Origin of the sequence: Azospirillum brasilense (assembly GCF_001315015.1) — a bacterium.
GTDB lineage: Bacteria > Pseudomonadota > Alphaproteobacteria > Azospirillales > Azospirillaceae > Azospirillum > Azospirillum brasilense.
This window is the reverse complement of the sequence record NZ_CP012916.1, coordinates 674,896-689,769: the sequence shown is the minus strand read 5'-3', so window position 1 is coordinate 689,769 and position 14,874 is coordinate 674,896. Positions and strand designations below refer to the sequence as shown.

The window sequence follows — 14,874 nt, the reverse complement described above, 5'->3', positions numbered from 1 at the left end:
CCTGAAGAGCGTCGTTTCGCACAACGAACCGGGCCACGCCGCGGTTGCCGCGGCCCGGTTCACGGGAGACGCACCGCCATCGCGATGCGCTCCATTAGGGTATGCTAACGCGCCGTCATCCCGGCGAGGAGAGCGTTGTCGTCGGGTCTGCTTTCACACGCGGGCCGTGCCGGACCCGTCAGGCATCACCCGCCGGGCATCGCCCGTCAGGCGTCTCCGGCGATCTCGGCCAGAAGCTGGACCTGGAAGGACAGCAGGAAGGCCGCCCGCTCTTGCGCCCGCGCCCGCCCGGCCGGGGTCTGCATGGTGTTGGGAAGCAGCAGCAGCTTCGCCTTGAAATGGTCCAGCGCGTATTGCAGATCGTCCAGCGGGCGGCCCTCGGCCATCGGGTCCTCGCCGTGGAACAGCGCCCGCTTCATCAGGCCGGAGGTGGCGAAGCAACGGGCGATGCCGATGGCCCCCAGGCTTTCCAGCCGGTCGGCGTCCTGGACCAGCTTCGCCTCGATGGTCAGCGGCGGGATGCCGGCGGAATAGCTGTGCGCCTCGATGGCGTGGCGGGTGGCGGGGATCAGCGCGTCCGGGAAGCCCATGCCGCTCAGAACCTCCTCCGCCCGCTCCGCCGACAGGCGGGAGGCGCGGCTGCGGTCCGGATGATCCTTCGGCACGTTCACGATGTCGTGGAGCAGGGCCGCGGCCAGCACGACCAGCATGTCGGGCGGCGGCCCGCCGTCCCGTTCGGCCTCCGCCGCGGCCAGGGCCTTGGCGGTGCGCCAGACGCGAAGAAGATGGTCGACATCGTGGGCCGGGTCCTCGGCCACATTGGCACGCAGCCATGTGGTGATGGAGCTTTCCCAGACATCGACATCGCTGAGCACAACATCTTTTGGCATGAGCGCTCGTCCTCTTTCGTGCTTTTTACATAATATGGGGATGGACAGGGCTGTTGTCCCGAAATCATTTGTGGGCGGGCCTCCCCCACCCCGAATCGGGACTCCCAAATCAGGACCCCCTTATCCGGAATGGTTGCGTCGCGCCGAATGCCCGATGACCGCGGACCGTCCCGCCGTTAAGGTGACGCCCGCCCGGAACGGGCCGACCGACAGGCAGAGGGGGGACATGCAGCCGATCATTCAGGTGCGTGGGCTGGAAAAGACCTACGCCACCGGCTTCCAGGCGCTGAAAGGGGTCGATCTCGACATCCGCCGCGGCGAGATCTTCGCCCTGCTGGGACCGAACGGGGCCGGCAAGACGACGCTCATCAGCACCGTCTGCGGCATCGTCAACGCCACTGCGGGCACCGTGACGGTCGACGGGCACGACATCGTGCGCGACTGGCGCGCGGCGCGCTCGCTGATCGGCCTCGTCCCGCAGGAGCTGACGACCGAGGCGTTCGAGAGCGTCTGGGCCACCGTCAGCTTCAGCCGCGGGCTGTTCGGCAAGCCGCCCGATCCCGCCCACATCGAGAAGGTGCTGAAGGACCTGTCCCTCTGGAACAAGAAGGACAGCAAGGTCATGGCGCTGTCCGGCGGCATGAAGCGCCGCGTGATGATCGCCAAGGCCCTGTCGCACGAGCCGCGCATCCTCTTCCTCGACGAGCCGACCGCCGGGGTGGACGTGGAGCTTCGCCGCGGCATGTGGGAGATGATCGGGCGGCTGCGCGACAGCGGCGTGACCATCATCCTGACCACCCATTACATCGAGGAGGCGGAGGAGATGGCTGACAGCATCGGCGTCATCTCCAACGGCCGCATTGTGCTGGTCGAGGACAAGGCCGCGCTGATGCGCAAGCTGGGCAAGCGGCTGCTGACCCTGCAGCTCCAGAACCCGCTGGAGTCCATCCCGGCGGAGCTGGCCGGCTACCCCCTGACCCTGTCCGGCGACGGGCGGGAGCTGGTCTACAGCTTCGACACGCAGGACGACCAGACGGGCATCGCCCGGCTTCTCCGCAAGCTCGGCGACCACGGCATCGATTTCACGAACCTGCACACCGAGGAAAGCTCCCTTGAGGAGATCTTCGTCAGCCTTGTGAAGGAGCGGGCATGACCTCTCCCATCAACCTTCATGCGGTCAAGGCCATCTACCTGTTCGAGCTGGCCCGCACCTGGCGCACGCTGTTCCAGAGCATCGCGGCGCCGGTCATCTCGACCTCGCTCTACTTCATCGTCTTCGGGGCGGCCATCGGCGGGCGCTTCACGGCGGTGGACGGGGTGAGCTACGGCGCCTTCCTTGTGCCCGGCCTCGTCATGATGTCGGTGCTGACGGAAAGCGTGTCCAACGCCTCCTTCGGCATCTACATGCCGCGCTATTCCGGGACGATCTACGAGGTGCTGTCGGCCCCGATCTCCGCCTTCGAGACGGTGCTCGGCTATGTCGGGGCGGCGGCGACCAAGTCGATGATCCTCGGCGTGCTGATCCTGCTGACGGCCCGGCTGTTCGTCGACTACTCGATCCAGCACCCGTTCTGGATGGTCGCCTTCCTGGTGCTGACCTCGGTCACCTTCAGCCTGTTCGGCTTCATCCTGGGCGTCTGGGCGGACGGCTGGGAGAAGCTCCAGATCGTGCCGATCCTGGTCATCACGCCGCTGGCCTTCCTCGGCGGCAGCTTCTACTCGATCAGCATGCTGCCGCCGCTGTGGCAGAAGATCACCCTGTTCAACCCGGTCGTCTATCTGGTCAGCGGCTTCCGCTGGAGCTTCTACGGCCAGGCCGACGTGCCGGTGGGGATCAGCCTCGCCATGACCGCGCTGTTCCTGGCGCTCTGCCTGACGGCGGTCTGGTGGATCTTCCGCACCGGCTACAAGCTGAAGAACTGAAATCTGAACACTTGACCGGCCCGGACGGCGGAGATCACGCCCCGCCGTCCGGCTTCCCGCTTTCCAGCATCCCGTGGGCGCGGTGCCACTCCTCCAGCGATTCCGGCGGGTAGTCGTCGCTGCGCTCGTCCCCCGGCCCGGCCTCGACCGGGACCCAGTTGGCCTTCGACCCCAGCATCATGTGGACGTGGGCCGGCGCCTTCGGCAGGGGGCTGTCGATGGCGCTGGCGAAGGGGTGGACCAGCTCCGGCCAGCGCGGGTCGCTAACCCACAGGGCGGAGCCGCAACGCGCGCAGAAACGCCGCTCGCCGGGGCTTTCCTGCCCGTCGATGCGGGCGTGGAAGACGGTGATGTGCTCCGCCCCCGTCACCTCAAGTGTGTCGGCCTTGGCGCCCAGATTGATGGCGTAGCCGCCCCCGCCCGCTGTCTTGCGGCAGATCGAGCAATAGCAACGCAGGTAGGGGGCTGGCGCGTAGGCGTCCACTGAGAATCGCACCGCGCCGCAGTGGCAGGACCCGTCGAGCTTCATCCGTCCTCTCCTCCCGTTCTTGGGCGCCCGGCTGCGGCGCCGCACCCGTCCAACCCTGCCGGTGCGGGAAAGTTTCCGGGGGACCTGGCATCGCTTCAAGTCACGGATGGCAGGAGGGTAGGCAATAGCATGCGCGCCCTATGAACCCTCTCCCCTCTGGGGAGAGGGTGGCCCAAAGGGCCGGTGAGGGGGTTGCGCTTTTGCCGGACGTAACGCGAAGCGCAACCCCCTCACCCTAACCCTCTCCCCAGGGGGGAGAGGGGATCTCGCCCGCCCTCACACGTCGACCACCGGCGCCATCGCCTCGGCCATCGCCAGCAGGGCGGCGTCCTGGAAGCGCGGCGCCACCAGCTGCACCCCCACCGGAAGACCGCGTGGCCCCCGGCCGCAGGGCATGGCGAGGCAGGGGACGTGCAGCACCGTCCAGATCGAATTGAAGATGTGGTCACCCGTGGTGTGCAGCCCCTCCGGCGCTTCGCCCGGCGCGGGCGGGGTCAGGATCACGTCGATGGACTCGAACAGGGCGGCGAAGCGCGGCCGGCAGCTGTCGGCGACGTCGTAGGCCTCGGTCAGGGTGCGCGCGGTGATGCCGTGGTTGTGCTCGCAATGGTCGGCCAGTTCGGGATGCAGCCGATGGCGGTCGCTAATGTAAAGGTCGAGGAAGGAAGCCCGCCCCTCGCCGCGGCGGATCACGTCCTGCACCTCGGCCAGGGTCGAGAAGTCTTCCGGCAGTTCGAAGGGCACGACCACCGCGCCGGCCTCCTCAAGCCGCCGGGCGGCGAGCAGCAGGGCCGCCTCGCCCGCCGGCTCGATGCGCGACCAGACGGGGGAGCGGCAGAGCCCGACGCGCAGGCCCGCCAGGGTGACCGGCGGCGTCTTGCCCATGCCTTCCAGCTGGAACGCCTCGGCCATCAGCGCGAGGTCGGCGACCGAACGCCCATACCAGCCCAGCGTGTCGAGGGACACCGCGTAATGCTTCATCCCCTCGCGGCTGACCACGCCCCAGGTCGGCTTGAAGCCGTAGATGCCGTTGAAGGCGGCGGGACGGATGTGCGAGCCGCCGGTCTGGGTGCCGAAGGCCAGCGGCACATGCCGGTCACCGACCGCCGCCCCCGACCCGGAGGAGGAGCCGCCCGGCGTGTGGGCGAAGTTGACCGGGTTGCGCGTCGCCGCCTTGCGCCCGCCGGAGGCGAACTCCACCGTGTCGGTCTTGCCCAGCAGGATGCCGCCGGCGCTGCGCGCGATGGACACGCAGGCGGCGTCGCGGGCGGGCCGGTGGCCCTGGAAGATCGGCGAGTTCTGGGTGGTCGGCAGGTCGGCGGTGTCGATCACGTCCTTCACGCCGAAGGGCAGGCCGTGCAGCGGGTCGGCGGCGGGGCGCTTGTCGGCCTCCCGCGCGGCGGCCAGAGCCAGGGCGGGATCGACGGTGATCCAGGCGCGCACCTGCGGATCGCGGTCTTCGATCCGCTCCAGGCAGGAGCGGACCAGCGCCTCGCTGGTCAGGCGGCCGTCGCGGATGGCGTGGGCGGCCTCGCTGGCCGTGAGTTCGAACGGTTCCATGGCGGGTCCTTTCGGAAAGGTCAGGCGGCCCGGAGGCTCAAAGGGGAAGGGCGGGGCGCTGGCGGTGGTGGTCGGTCGCCGCTTGGAAGGCCGCCCCGGCGCGGAAGACCAGCGGCTCGTCGAACCAGCGCCCGACGATCTGCATGCCCACCGGCATGCCGTCGCCGTCGAAGCCGCAGGGCACCGACATGGCGGGCAGGCCGAGCGCACCGAAGCCGTAGGTGAAGCGGCTGACGGCCCGCGTCGCCTCGATCATGTCGGCGCTGTCGTAGATGCGCGGCGCCACGATGGGGGTGGTCGGGGTGAGGATCAGGTCCACCCGCTCGAACAGCGTGCGGAACCGCAGCTTCCAAGACGCCAGCCAGCGCCGCGACTCCGCGTACTGCACGCCCGACACCGGCAGGCCGAGCTGCAGGCGGCGCAGCACCTCCGGCCCGATGGACTCCGGCGCGCTCTCCATCTTGTCGAGGTGATACTGCGCCATGTCGGCGACGAGCAGCGAGAAGGCGGTGCGGGCCTGCGCCACCTCCGCGTCCTCGATGGTGATGTCGACCAGGACGGCGCCGGCCTTCTCCAGCACCGCCGCCGCGGCGCGCACCCGCTCCGCCACCGCGGGCTGGAGATTGTCGAAGTAGAAGTTGCGCGGCAGCCCGATGCGCGTGCCGGCGATGCCCGCCTTCAAGTCCGGCAGGAAATTGCCGAGCGGCACGTCCGCCGAGTTGGGGTCCTCCGGGTCGTAGCCGGAGATGGCGGCGAAGGCGCGCGCCACGTCGGCGACGGAGTAGGCCAGCGGGCCAACGGTGTCGAAATCGACGCTGCACGGGATCACGCCGCTGTTCGACACCCGGCCGACGCTGGGCCGCAGCCCGACCACCCCGCAGAGCGCCGCCGGGATGCGGATGGAGCCGCCGGTGTCGGTGCCGATGGAGACCCGGCACAGCCCGGCGGCGACCGACGCCGCCGAGCCGCCGCTCGACCCGCCGGGCACCCGGCCGGTGTCCCAGGGGTTCCGGCAGGGGCCGTGATGCTCGTTCTGGTTCGTCGAGCCCAGGCAGAATTCAGACAGGTTGTTGCGCCCGATCAGGATGGCCCCGGCGTCGCGCAGACGGCGCACTACCGGGGCGTCCCGCTGCCCCATCCGGGCGAAGCGGGTGGAGGAGCCGTAGCTGGTCGTCTCCCCGGCCAGTTCGAAGCAATCCTTGACGGTGACCGTCACCCCGTCCAGCAGACCGGGCCAGTCGCCCGCCGCCCGTGCCTCGTCCTGCGCCTGGGCCCGGCGGATCGCCCCGTCGGCGTCCACTGCCAGCAGGGCGTTGACGATCGGGTTCAGGCTCTCGATGCGGGCGAGGCGGGCACGGGTTTCCGCCTCGCTGGCGCCGGGCATGGAGGGGCTGCCGCCGCCGGACCGGGCCGGATGCGTTGTCGAAAGTTCGGACATGCGTTGCTGCTTTCCGCTCGCGTGCCGGATGGCTTCGGACGAACTGCTCCGGCGACGGCCTGTTGACGTCGTTTGGTTGCGCTTAGAGACGGGACTGCCGGATCAGGCGGCGTCCGCCAGCGCCAGATGGGCGATGACCGCGTCCAGCGGCATCACGTCGGCGTATTTCTTGCCCATGTCGAACAGGTTGGCGCGGTGCGGCTCCTCCGCCCGGTCGCCCACGCACTCCTCCACGATGATCGGACGCAGCCCGTGGGCGGAGGCGTCGATCACGCTGGCCCGCACGCAGCCCGAGGTCGTGCAGCCGGTGACCAGCAGCGTGTCGACCGTGTTCGCGCGCAGCCAGGACGACAGAGCGGTGCCGAAGAAGGCCGAGGCGTGCTGCTTGCGCACGATGAACTCGTTGGGCAGCGGGGCGACCTCCGGAGCGAAGGCGACGTCGGGCGAGTCGGCGGTCAGGGTCAGCAGCGACGGGATCTTCTCGCCGAACGGGCCGATGCCGCCCGGAGCCTCCGGCGCGATGAAGCAGGCGTGGGCGATTGGCATGCCCAGCGGGCGAACATGTCCGAGCAACTTCCCCGTGGCGGTGATGGCGCTGTTGATGTTGAAGCCGCCGAAGGCGTCCTCGCGCGTGAAACCGATCTGGAAGTCGATGACGAGGAGGGCGCACTTGCGGCCGAAGCCGAGCGGCTTGCCGATGCCCTGGCGGTCGTAGATGGAAAGATCGCTCATTTCAGGAGGTTCCTTCTTCCGCTGCAGCGCCGCATCACGGGCGCCCAACCAGCATACAACGAGGTTTTTTTGCATTCAAAGTCCATAGTTTCACCATTCCAAGCCCGCCTCTGCCCGCCTTTTGCGCAGATATGCATATTGCTGTATTCATAAGCAATGCCACAGAATTCATTGTTAAATATCTGATTTGGAACGATTTATGAGCGGCCTGCGACAGCCTGCCGCAGGGTGGCACGATTCCTGCGAATTTGGTCGGGCATAAGGGTCCAGCGCAGATTGTGTGCAAAAATAGACCGGACAAATCTCAGCGCTGCCCGTAAAATCTTTGACACAGAGGAGCAGGCTTATGGACGGGATCAATCGCAAGGAACGCGCCGGCCGGATCGAGCGGAGCGGTGTCAACCGCCGCCAGTTCGGCACCCTGCTGGCTGCCGGCGCCCTGGTGGCGGGCAGCGGCTGGCCTCTGCCGGCGTCGGCGGCGCCGCCGGTCCTGCGGGTGCGCATCGGCAGCGACATCGGCAACCTCGATCCCGCCCGCATATTCCAGATCGAGAACCAGACGGTCGCCACCCAGATCTTCAACGGGCTGGTCAAGTATGACGAGGCGAGCAACGCCATCGTCCCCGACCTCGCCACCGGCTGGGAGATCTCAGGCGACGGCACCGTCTACAGCTTCGCCCTGCGCAGCGGCGTCACCTGGCACAAGGGCTTCGGCCCCTTCACCTCCGACGACGTGAAGTTCTCGTTCGAACGCGTGCTCGACCCGCAGACCGGCAGCAGCTACAGCGGGCAGCTCGCCTCCATCAAATCCATCGAGACGCCGTCCCCCGACAAAGTGGTCATCACGCTGAAGGAGCCGAACTCCGGTTTCCTGCACAAGGTGTCGGCCTTCAACCAGGGCTGGATCGTCAGCCGCAAGGCGCTGGGCGAGATCGGCGACAAGGCCTTCGCGCTGAACCCCATCGGCACCGGTCCCTTCGTGTTCCAGAACTGGGCGCCGGGCCGCGAGGTCAAGCTGTCCGCCAACAAGGACTATTTCGCCGGCGCCCCCAAGGTCGAGGAGGTGCAGTTCCGCGTCATCAAGGACGAGACGGCGGCGGCCATCGCCCTGGAGAACGGCGAGATCGACATCTTCTTCGGCCTGCAGCAGCCGGAGGTCATCCAGCGGCTGAAGGGCGGCGGGCTGGTCACCGTGCTCGACCGCGACGCCAACCACACGATCAACCTCGTCCTCAACACCTCGATCAAGCCGCTGGGCGATGTGCGGGTGCGGCAGGCGATCTACCACGCCATCAACCGCAAGGCGCTGATCGACGGCTTCTTCAAGGGCACCAAGTCGGAGGCGAGCGGTTTCCTGACCTCCTCCTTCCAGGAATTCACCGATCAGGTCCCGCTGTTCCCCTACGACCCGGCGAAGGCCAAGGCGCTGCTCAAGGAGGCCGGGGTGGGAGGCTTCACGCTGGACCTCGTGGCGCCGGGCGCCAACCCCTACGATAAGATCGTCGTGCCGATCGCCAGCGACCTCGCTGCCGTGGGCATCGACGCCAAGATCAAGGTGCTGGAGCGCGGCGCCTACCTCCAGGCGCGCAACAAGGGCACGGTGCCGACCTGCGTCACCGGCGTCGTCGGCGCCCCCGACCCGGACAGCCCGATCCTGTCGCTGTTCGCCAAGTCCTCCTTCCCGCCGGGCCTCAACACCGCCCATTACGAGGGCATCGAGGACATGATCGCCGCCGCCCGGCAGGCCCAGGGCGACGCCGCCCGCAAGGAGGTCTACGGGAAGATCCAGGCCAAGGTGATGGGCGACGTGCCGGTGATCCCGCTCTACGCCGACCACCTGTTCATCGCCCACACCAAGAAGGTCTCCGGCTTCGTCCAGAACTCCCTGTTCACGATGAGCGCCTATCCGGTCTCGCTGCTGGAGGCCTGACGATGGACCGGCTTCTTCGCCAACTCTCACAGCTCGCGATCACGGTGTTCGGCATCGTGACCGTGACCTTCTTCCTGGTCCGGATGATCCCCGGCGATCCCGCCCAGTACATGCTGGGCGACTACGCGACCGAGGAGGCGCTGGCGACGCTGCGCGCTCAGCTCGGCCTCGACCAGCCGGTCTATGTGCAGTACGGGCTCTACGTGCTGCGCGCCGTCACCGGGGATTTCGGGTCGTCGGTGGTCACCGGCCGCCCGGCGCTGGAGGAGATCCTGTTCAGCCTCCCCGACTCCGCGATCCTGGCCTTCGCCGGCCTCGCGGTGGCGGTGGTGATCGGCATCCCGCTCGGCATCCTCACCGCGGAGCGGCAGGGATCGTGGAGCGACATGCTGATCATGATCGTCGCGCTGTTCGGCATCTCCTTCCCGGTCTTCTGGCTTGGCCTCGCCTCCGTCCTGCTGTTCTCGCAGGAGCTGAAATGGTTCCCGGCGCTGGGGGCCAGCTCGGGCGGCGGCGTCCTCACCCACCTGCACCATCTGGTGCTTCCGGCCGGCGTGCTGGGCATCTCGGTCGCGGCCTACATCACCCGCCTGACCCGCTCGGCAATGCTGGAGGTGCTGGGCCAGGACTGCATCCGCGTCGCCCGCGCGATGGGGGTGCCGGAGCGCCGGGTGGTGTGGCGGCTGGCGCTGAAGAACGCGCTGGTGCCGATCCTCGCCATCGTCGGGGTGACCTTCGCCTGGTCGCTGGGCAGCGCCATCCTGATCGAGGTGGTGTTCAGCCGGCCCGGCATCGGCTCGATGATCCTGAAGGCGGTCTCGGCCCGCGACTACCAGCTCGTCCAGGCGGGCGTGCTGGTGCTGGCCGTCGCCGTCGTCCTCGTCAACAGCCTGCTCGACCTCGCCTATGGGCTGGTCGATCCGCGCCTGTCCATACGGTGACCCATGGCAGCCACAGCATCCCTCTCCGCGTCCGCTTCGGCGCGGCGGTCGTCCCTGATGCGCTATTTCCGTCATCCGGGCTTCCTGATCGGCGTGATCCTGCTGACCCTGCTGCTGATCGTGGCGGTGGCGGCCCCTTGGATCGCCCCGATGTCGCCGCTTGAGACCGACCTCGCCAACACGCTGGCCCCGCCCTCGGCCGCGCATCTCCTGGGCACCGACCAGTTCGGGCGCGATGTGCTGTCCCGCCTGATCTGGGGCACCCGCATCTCGCTCCAGGTCGCCGTCGCGGTGATGGCGCTCTCGCTGTCGCTGGGCATGGTGATCGGCGCGGTCGCCGGCTTCTTCGGCGGCTGGGTCGAGCGGGTGACCGTCTCGATCATCGACATCCTGCTGGCCTTCCCCGGCTTCCTGCTGGCGCTGGCCCTGGTGGCGGCCCGCGGCTCCTCGCTGGAATCGGTCATCATCGCGGTGGCGCTGGCCTTCACGCCGCGGGTCGCCGCGGTGATGCGGGCGGTCGTGCTGACCATCAAGCCGCGCACCTACGTCGAGGCGTCGCGGGCCATCGGCATGGGCACGATGCGGCTGCTGTTCCTGCATGTCGTGCCGAACAGCCTGCCGCCGGTGATCGTGGTCGCCACGGTCAGCGCCGCCACCGCCATCCTGGCCGAAGCGGGCTTGAGCTTCCTCGGCCTCGGCGTCCAGCCGCCGGCCCCGACCTGGGGCAACGTGATCGCCGACGGGCAGAGCTTCCTGGCCTCCAACCCGCTGATCTCGCTGTCGGCGGGCATTTGCATCGCGGTGATGGTGGTCGCCCTGAACCTGCTGGGGGACGGCCTGCGCGACACGCTCGACCCGCAGATGCGCCGCTCCTCCGGACGCGTGCTGTGAGAATGTCCATGCCGAACCTTCATCCCGTGGCGCCGACGGCTCCGGTCGCCCCCGCCACGGCTCCCCGCCCCGTCGCGCTGGAGTTGCGCGACCTGACCACGGTCTTTCCCGGCGACGACGGACCGGTCACCGTCATCGACGGCGTGTCGCTCGCCGTGCGGGCCGGCGGAACGCTGGCGGTGGTCGGCGAGTCCGGATCGGGCAAGTCGATGACCTTCCTGTCGGCGCTCGGCCTCGTCGCCGCACCGGGCCGCGTCCGCCGCGGCGAGGTGCGGATCGACGGCGCCGACATCCTGCACCAGCCGCCGGAGCGGCTGCGCCGCTTGCGCGGGGCGGTCATTTCGATGATCTTCCAGGATCCGCTGACCGCGCTGAACCCCGTCTTCACCATCGGCGAGCAGATCGTCGAGGTGCTGCGGGCCCACCAGCGCATCGGCCGCGCCGCCGCCCGCGCCCGCGCCATCGAGCTGCTGGCCCGCGTGCAGATCCCCGACCCGGCGCGGCGGGTGGACGACTACCCGCACCAGCTCAGCGGCGGGCAGCGCCAGCGCGTGCTGATCGCCATGGCCATCGCCCTGTCGCCCAAGATCCTGATCGCCGACGAGCCGACCACGGCGCTCGACGTGACGGTGCAGGCGCAGATTCTCGACCTGCTCGCCGACCTCCAGGCGGAGACCGGCATGGCGCTGGTCCTCATCACCCACGACCTGGGGCTGGTCGCCAAATACGCCGACGACGTGGCGGTGATGTACGCCGGGCGGCTGGTCGAGACCGGCTCCATGGAGGAGGTCTTCACCAAGCCCCGCCACCCCTACACCCGCGCGCTGTTCCGCAGCATCCCCCGCCTCGACGGCCCGGTGGACGAGGAGCTTCCGGCCATCGAGGGCCAGCCGCCCAACGTCGCCCGCCTGCCGCCCGGCTGCGCCTTCGAGCCGCGCTGCACGGTCGGCCGCGGGCGGGCGGACTGCTGCACCCGGCGGCCGCTGCCGCTGGCCGGCGACCGCTCCGGCCACCGCAGCGCCTGTTTCCACGAAGACCTGCCCGACCGGAAGGAGGCCACCCGATGAGCGACACCCTCTCCGCACCCTCTCCGGCCCTGGAACTCGTCGACGCCACCCGCGTCTTCACCCGCCGCGGTGGCCTATTCAAGAAGGCCGGCAAAGCGGTGCGGGCGGTGGACGGCGTGTCGCTGACCATCCGCGCCGGAGAGACGCTCGGCCTCGTCGGCGAGAGCGGCAGCGGCAAGAGCACGCTGGGCCGCCTTGCCCTGCGGCTGGTCGAACCGACCAGCGGGCGGCTGCTGGTCGACGGGCGCGACGTGACCGGCGTGTCGAAGGCCGAGATGCAGGCGATGCGGCGCGACATCCAGATGGTCTTCCAGGACCCCTACGGATCGCTCGACCCCCGCGTCACCATCGGCCAGAGCATCGCCGAGCCGCTGAAGGTCCATGGCCTGTGGGACGGCGACGGGCCGCAGAAGGTGGCCGGGGTGATGAGCCTCGTCGGGCTCGACCCCTCGCACGCCGACCGCTACCCGCACCAGTTCTCCGGCGGCCAGCGCCAGCGCATCGGCATCGCCCGCGCCCTGACGCTCGACCCCAAGATCCTGGTGCTGGACGAGCCGGTGTCGGCGCTCGACGTGTCGATCCAGGCGCAGATCATCAACCTGCTCCAGCGCATCCAGAGGGAACGCGGGCTGTCCTATCTGTTCATCGCCCACGATCTGGCGGTGGTCCGCCATGTCAGCCACCGCATCGCCGTGATGTATCTCGGCAAGGTCGTGGAGATGGCGGAGCGCGACAACCTCTACCGCCGGCCGCTGCACCCCTACACCGTCTCGCTGCTGGCGGCGGTGCCCATCGCCGAGGTGCGGATGCGCAACCGCCGCCGCACCTCGGTGACGATGGGCGAGATCGGCTCGGCCACCAACGTGCCGTCGGGCTGCCGCTTCCACCCGCGCTGCTACCGGGCGCGGCTGGTCGCGGCGGCGGGCGGCGTGCCCACCGAACGCAGCGGCGACGCCCTGCTGCCGCGCGCCTGCCTGACGGACCATCCCGCGCTGAGGTCCTGCGGCGGCACCGACCAAGTCGCCTGCCACTTCCCCGAAACCCCGGAAACCCGGTCCGAGGTCGCCACGGCGGTCCTTCAGGACATCGGCTATCCGCCCATCCGTCCCATTCCCCTGCAAACGGCCTGAGGATCACTCCCAATGTTCAGCGTCACCGACGAACTCAAGGACAACTATTCCGGCGTCTTCCAGAACCGGATCGGCTTCGGGCGGAAGGCCGCCATCATCTCCATCGACTTCATCGACTTCTACACCCAGCCCGGCGCTCCCTTCTTCGGGCAGGGGGTGGTGGACGCGACGATCGCCAGCGTGCCGCTTTACGCCGCCGCCCGCCGCGCCGGCCTGCCGGTCATCTACACCAAGGTCGTCTATGACGCGGCCGGGACCGAAGGCGGCATGTTCGTCAAGAAAATCCCGGCGCTGCGCGCCTTCACCGCCGACAACCCGCTGGCCGAGTTCGACGCCCGCGTGACGCCGGAGCCGCAGGACGTCGTGCTGGTCAAGCACCATTCCTCCGCTTTCTTCGGCACGCCGCTCAGCACCATGTTGCGCGTGATGGAGTGCGACACGGTGATCCTCACCGGCTGCTCGACCAGCGGCTGCGTGCGGGCGACGGCGGTGGACGCGGTGTCCCACGGCTTCCGCGTCATCGTCCCCGCCGAATGCGTGGGAGACCGCCACCAGTCCCCGCACGATTCCGCCCTGTTCGACATGAATGCCAAGTACGGCGACGTGCTGCCGGTGGCCGAGGTGATGGCCTACGTCGAGAAGCAGGCCGAGGCCGTGGCCGCCTGATCCCGTTCCTCCGTCCCTGACCTCTTCCGAACTGTATGGAGCGGTGGCGCGCCCGCGGCCGACCGGCGGGCGCGCTCCTGAGCAATCTGCCGACATGATGCCCCTTTCCAATCCCCTCCAGTGGTGCCTGCTGGTGGGGGCGACCCTCCTGTTCACCGCCCTGTTCATGGTGGCCGGCCTTCCCGGCGCGACGCTGCTCGGCCCGATGGCGGCGGCGATCCTGCTGGGGGTGCGCGGCGCCTCCATCGAGCTGCCCAAGCGCTTCTCCTGGCTGGCCCAGGCGCTGACGGGGGGCGTCGTCGCCCGGTCCATGGACGTGACCATCCTGCACGACGTGGCGCTGCACTGGTTCCCCATGCTGATGGCATTGTCCACAATGCTGGCCGGCGCGGTGCTGGTCGGCTGGCTGCTGGAGCGGTCGGGCCGCTTTCCCGGCGGCACCGCCCTGTGGGGGACCATGCCGGGCGCCGCCCCGGCGATGATCGCCATGGCCGGCGATTTCGGCGGCGACCCGCGCTTCGTCGCCGTCATGCAGTATCTGCGGGTGATCGTGGTCGTCGTCCTGGCCTCGCTCGTCTGCCATTTCCTGCTGGGCAGCGTTCCCGTGCCAATCGGCGTTCCGGGCGCCGTTCCCGGTGCCGTTCCCGCGCCATCGGCCTCCGTCGCCTCGACACTGGCGCTGGTGGCGGTCGCGTTGGCCGGCGGCTGGGCCGGCACCGTGACGCGGCTTCCGGCGGGGCCGCTGTTGGGGCCGATCCTGCTCGGCGGCACGCTCAACATGACCGGGCTGGTGGTGCTGGACTCGCCGTCCTGGCTGATCGCCGTCGCCTTTACGATCATCGGCTGGACGACCGGCCTGCGCTTCCGGCGGGAGCTGCTGCGCGATCTTGTGGCGTCGGTGCCGCTGATGCTGCTGTCCACCTTCGGTCTGGTGGCAATGTCGCTCGGCTCCGCCTGGCTGCTGGTCACGCTGACGGGAAAGGACGCGCTGACCGCCTATCTGGCGACCAGCCCCGGCGGGCTGGATTCGGTGACGGTGGTGGCGCTGGGCAGCGCCGCCGACGTGCCCTTCATCCTCACCCTGCAGACGCTGCGGCTGTTCGGGACGATCCTGATGAGCGTTCTGCTTGTGCGATTCCTGCGCCGCCGATAGAACGCAATCCCTTGCCCCGCCATT

The 14,874-nt window shown here is 69.2% G+C and carries 14 protein-coding genes; 9 read left to right on the top strand and 5 right to left on the bottom strand.

The genetic code is table 11. The features are described from left to right. Positions 1-206 precede the first annotated feature (206 nt). Complete coding sequence (locus AMK58_RS24360) at positions 207-890, bottom strand: HD domain-containing protein (RefSeq protein WP_051140735.1); 684 nt, start codon at positions 888-890, stop codon at positions 207-209. A 226-nt stretch (positions 891-1,116) separates the two neighbouring features. Here AMK58_RS24360 and AMK58_RS24355 point away from each other — a divergent pair, with 226 nt between their 5' ends. Next, positions 1,117-2,043 carry an ABC transporter ATP-binding protein gene (locus AMK58_RS24355; protein WP_035680117.1) on the top strand — a complete coding sequence of 309 codons (927 nt, stop codon included), beginning with the start codon at positions 1,117-1,119 and terminating at the stop codon, positions 2,041-2,043. After that, complete coding sequence (locus AMK58_RS24350; RefSeq protein WP_014242063.1) at positions 2,040-2,813, top strand: ABC transporter permease; 774 nt, start codon at positions 2,040-2,042, stop codon at positions 2,811-2,813. Before AMK58_RS24355 ends, AMK58_RS24350 begins: the two co-directional genes overlap by 4 nt. A gap of 34 nt (positions 2,814-2,847) precedes the next feature. Here AMK58_RS24350 and AMK58_RS24345 read toward each other — a convergent pair whose 3' ends face one another. The 4 genes from AMK58_RS24345 to AMK58_RS24330 all read right to left on the bottom strand — a co-directional run bounded on the left by AMK58_RS24345 (position 2,848) and on the right by AMK58_RS24330 (position 7,072). Continuing rightward, positions 2,848-3,342, bottom strand: coding sequence for a GFA family protein (locus AMK58_RS24345; RefSeq protein ID WP_035680118.1), 495 nt, complete (start codon positions 3,340-3,342; stop codon positions 2,848-2,850). A gap of 276 nt (positions 3,343-3,618) precedes the next feature. Then, positions 3,619-4,902 (bottom strand): amidase, encoded by a 1,284-nt coding sequence (locus AMK58_RS24340; protein ID WP_035680120.1) that lies wholly within the window; start codon positions 4,900-4,902, stop codon positions 3,619-3,621. Between the two features lie 37 nt (positions 4,903-4,939). Beyond that, entirely contained in the window at positions 4,940-6,340 is a 1,401-nt protein-coding gene (locus AMK58_RS24335) for an amidase (RefSeq protein ID WP_035680121.1), read from the bottom strand. 102 nt (positions 6,341-6,442) lie between these two features. Beyond that, the gene (locus AMK58_RS24330; protein WP_035680124.1) at positions 6,443-7,072 is read right to left on the bottom strand and encodes an isochorismatase family protein; all 630 of its coding nucleotides are present in this window, start codon (positions 7,070-7,072) and stop codon (positions 6,443-6,445) included. Between the two features lie 346 nt (positions 7,073-7,418). On the opposite strand from AMK58_RS24330, the gene AMK58_RS24325 reads away from it, so the two are divergent. From AMK58_RS24325 to AMK58_RS24295, 7 genes are all read left to right on the top strand, one after another. After that, positions 7,419-9,002 (top strand): ABC transporter substrate-binding protein, encoded by a 1,584-nt coding sequence (locus tag AMK58_RS24325; RefSeq protein WP_035680127.1) that lies wholly within the window; start codon positions 7,419-7,421, stop codon positions 9,000-9,002. A gap of 2 nt (positions 9,003-9,004) precedes the next feature. After that, on the top strand, positions 9,005-9,943 hold the full coding sequence (locus tag AMK58_RS24320) for an ABC transporter permease (RefSeq protein ID WP_035680132.1): 939 nt from the start codon (positions 9,005-9,007) through the stop codon (positions 9,941-9,943). Positions 9,944-10,000: 57 nt separating this feature from the next. Further along, positions 10,001-10,834: an ABC transporter permease gene (locus tag AMK58_RS24315; RefSeq protein ID WP_014242070.1), complete on the top strand. Its 834-nt coding sequence runs from the start codon at positions 10,001-10,003 to the stop codon at positions 10,832-10,834. 8 nt (positions 10,835-10,842) lie between these two features. Then, on the top strand, positions 10,843-11,901 hold the full coding sequence (locus AMK58_RS24310; RefSeq protein ID WP_051140739.1) for an ABC transporter ATP-binding protein: 1,059 nt from the start codon (positions 10,843-10,845) through the stop codon (positions 11,899-11,901). Further along, positions 11,898-13,031 (top strand): ABC transporter ATP-binding protein, encoded by a 1,134-nt coding sequence (locus AMK58_RS24305; protein ID WP_035680136.1) that lies wholly within the window; start codon positions 11,898-11,900, stop codon positions 13,029-13,031. Before AMK58_RS24310 ends, AMK58_RS24305 begins: the two co-directional genes overlap by 4 nt. 12 nt (positions 13,032-13,043) lie before the next feature. Further along, positions 13,044-13,697 carry an isochorismatase family protein gene (locus AMK58_RS24300; protein WP_035680138.1) on the top strand — a complete coding sequence of 218 codons (654 nt, stop codon included), beginning with the start codon at positions 13,044-13,046 and terminating at the stop codon, positions 13,695-13,697. A 94-nt stretch (positions 13,698-13,791) separates the two neighbouring features. Further along, positions 13,792-14,850, top strand: a complete 1,059-nt coding sequence (locus AMK58_RS24295) for an AbrB family transcriptional regulator (RefSeq protein WP_035680139.1) — start codon at positions 13,792-13,794, stop codon at positions 14,848-14,850. Positions 14,851-14,874: the final 24 nt, after the last annotated feature.

Excerpts from the sequence above, each read along its gene's own strand:
- AMK58_RS24330 (WP_035680124.1), bottom strand. The coding sequence starts at position 7,072 with ATGAGCGATCTTTCCATCTACGACCGCCAGGGCATCGGCAAGCCGCTC.
- AMK58_RS24300 (WP_035680138.1), top strand. The coding sequence starts at position 13,044 with ATGTTCAGCGTCACCGACGAACTCAAGGACAACTATTCCGGCGTCTTC.
- AMK58_RS24360 (WP_051140735.1), bottom strand. The coding sequence starts at position 890 with ATGCCAAAAGATGTTGTGCTCAGCGATGTCGATGTCTGGGAAAGCTCC.
- AMK58_RS24340 (WP_035680120.1), bottom strand. The coding sequence starts at position 4,902 with ATGGAACCGTTCGAACTCACGGCCAGCGAGGCCGCCCACGCCATCCGC.
- AMK58_RS24355 (WP_035680117.1), top strand. The coding sequence starts at position 1,117 with ATGCAGCCGATCATTCAGGTGCGTGGGCTGGAAAAGACCTACGCCACC.
- AMK58_RS24350 (WP_014242063.1), top strand. The coding sequence starts at position 2,040 with ATGACCTCTCCCATCAACCTTCATGCGGTCAAGGCCATCTACCTGTTC.
- AMK58_RS24315 (WP_014242070.1), top strand. The coding sequence starts at position 10,001 with ATGCGCTATTTCCGTCATCCGGGCTTCCTGATCGGCGTGATCCTGCTG.
- AMK58_RS24335 (WP_035680121.1), bottom strand. The coding sequence starts at position 6,340 with ATGTCCGAACTTTCGACAACGCATCCGGCCCGGTCCGGCGGCGGCAGC.
- AMK58_RS24295 (WP_035680139.1), top strand. The coding sequence starts at position 13,792 with ATGATGCCCCTTTCCAATCCCCTCCAGTGGTGCCTGCTGGTGGGGGCG.
- AMK58_RS24345 (WP_035680118.1), bottom strand. The coding sequence starts at position 3,342 with ATGAAGCTCGACGGGTCCTGCCACTGCGGCGCGGTGCGATTCTCAGTG.
- AMK58_RS24310 (WP_051140739.1), top strand. The coding sequence starts at position 10,843 with ATGCCGAACCTTCATCCCGTGGCGCCGACGGCTCCGGTCGCCCCCGCC.
- AMK58_RS24320 (WP_035680132.1), top strand. The coding sequence starts at position 9,005 with ATGGACCGGCTTCTTCGCCAACTCTCACAGCTCGCGATCACGGTGTTC.
- AMK58_RS24325 (WP_035680127.1), top strand. The coding sequence starts at position 7,419 with ATGGACGGGATCAATCGCAAGGAACGCGCCGGCCGGATCGAGCGGAGC.
- AMK58_RS24305 (WP_035680136.1), top strand. The coding sequence starts at position 11,898 with ATGAGCGACACCCTCTCCGCACCCTCTCCGGCCCTGGAACTCGTCGAC.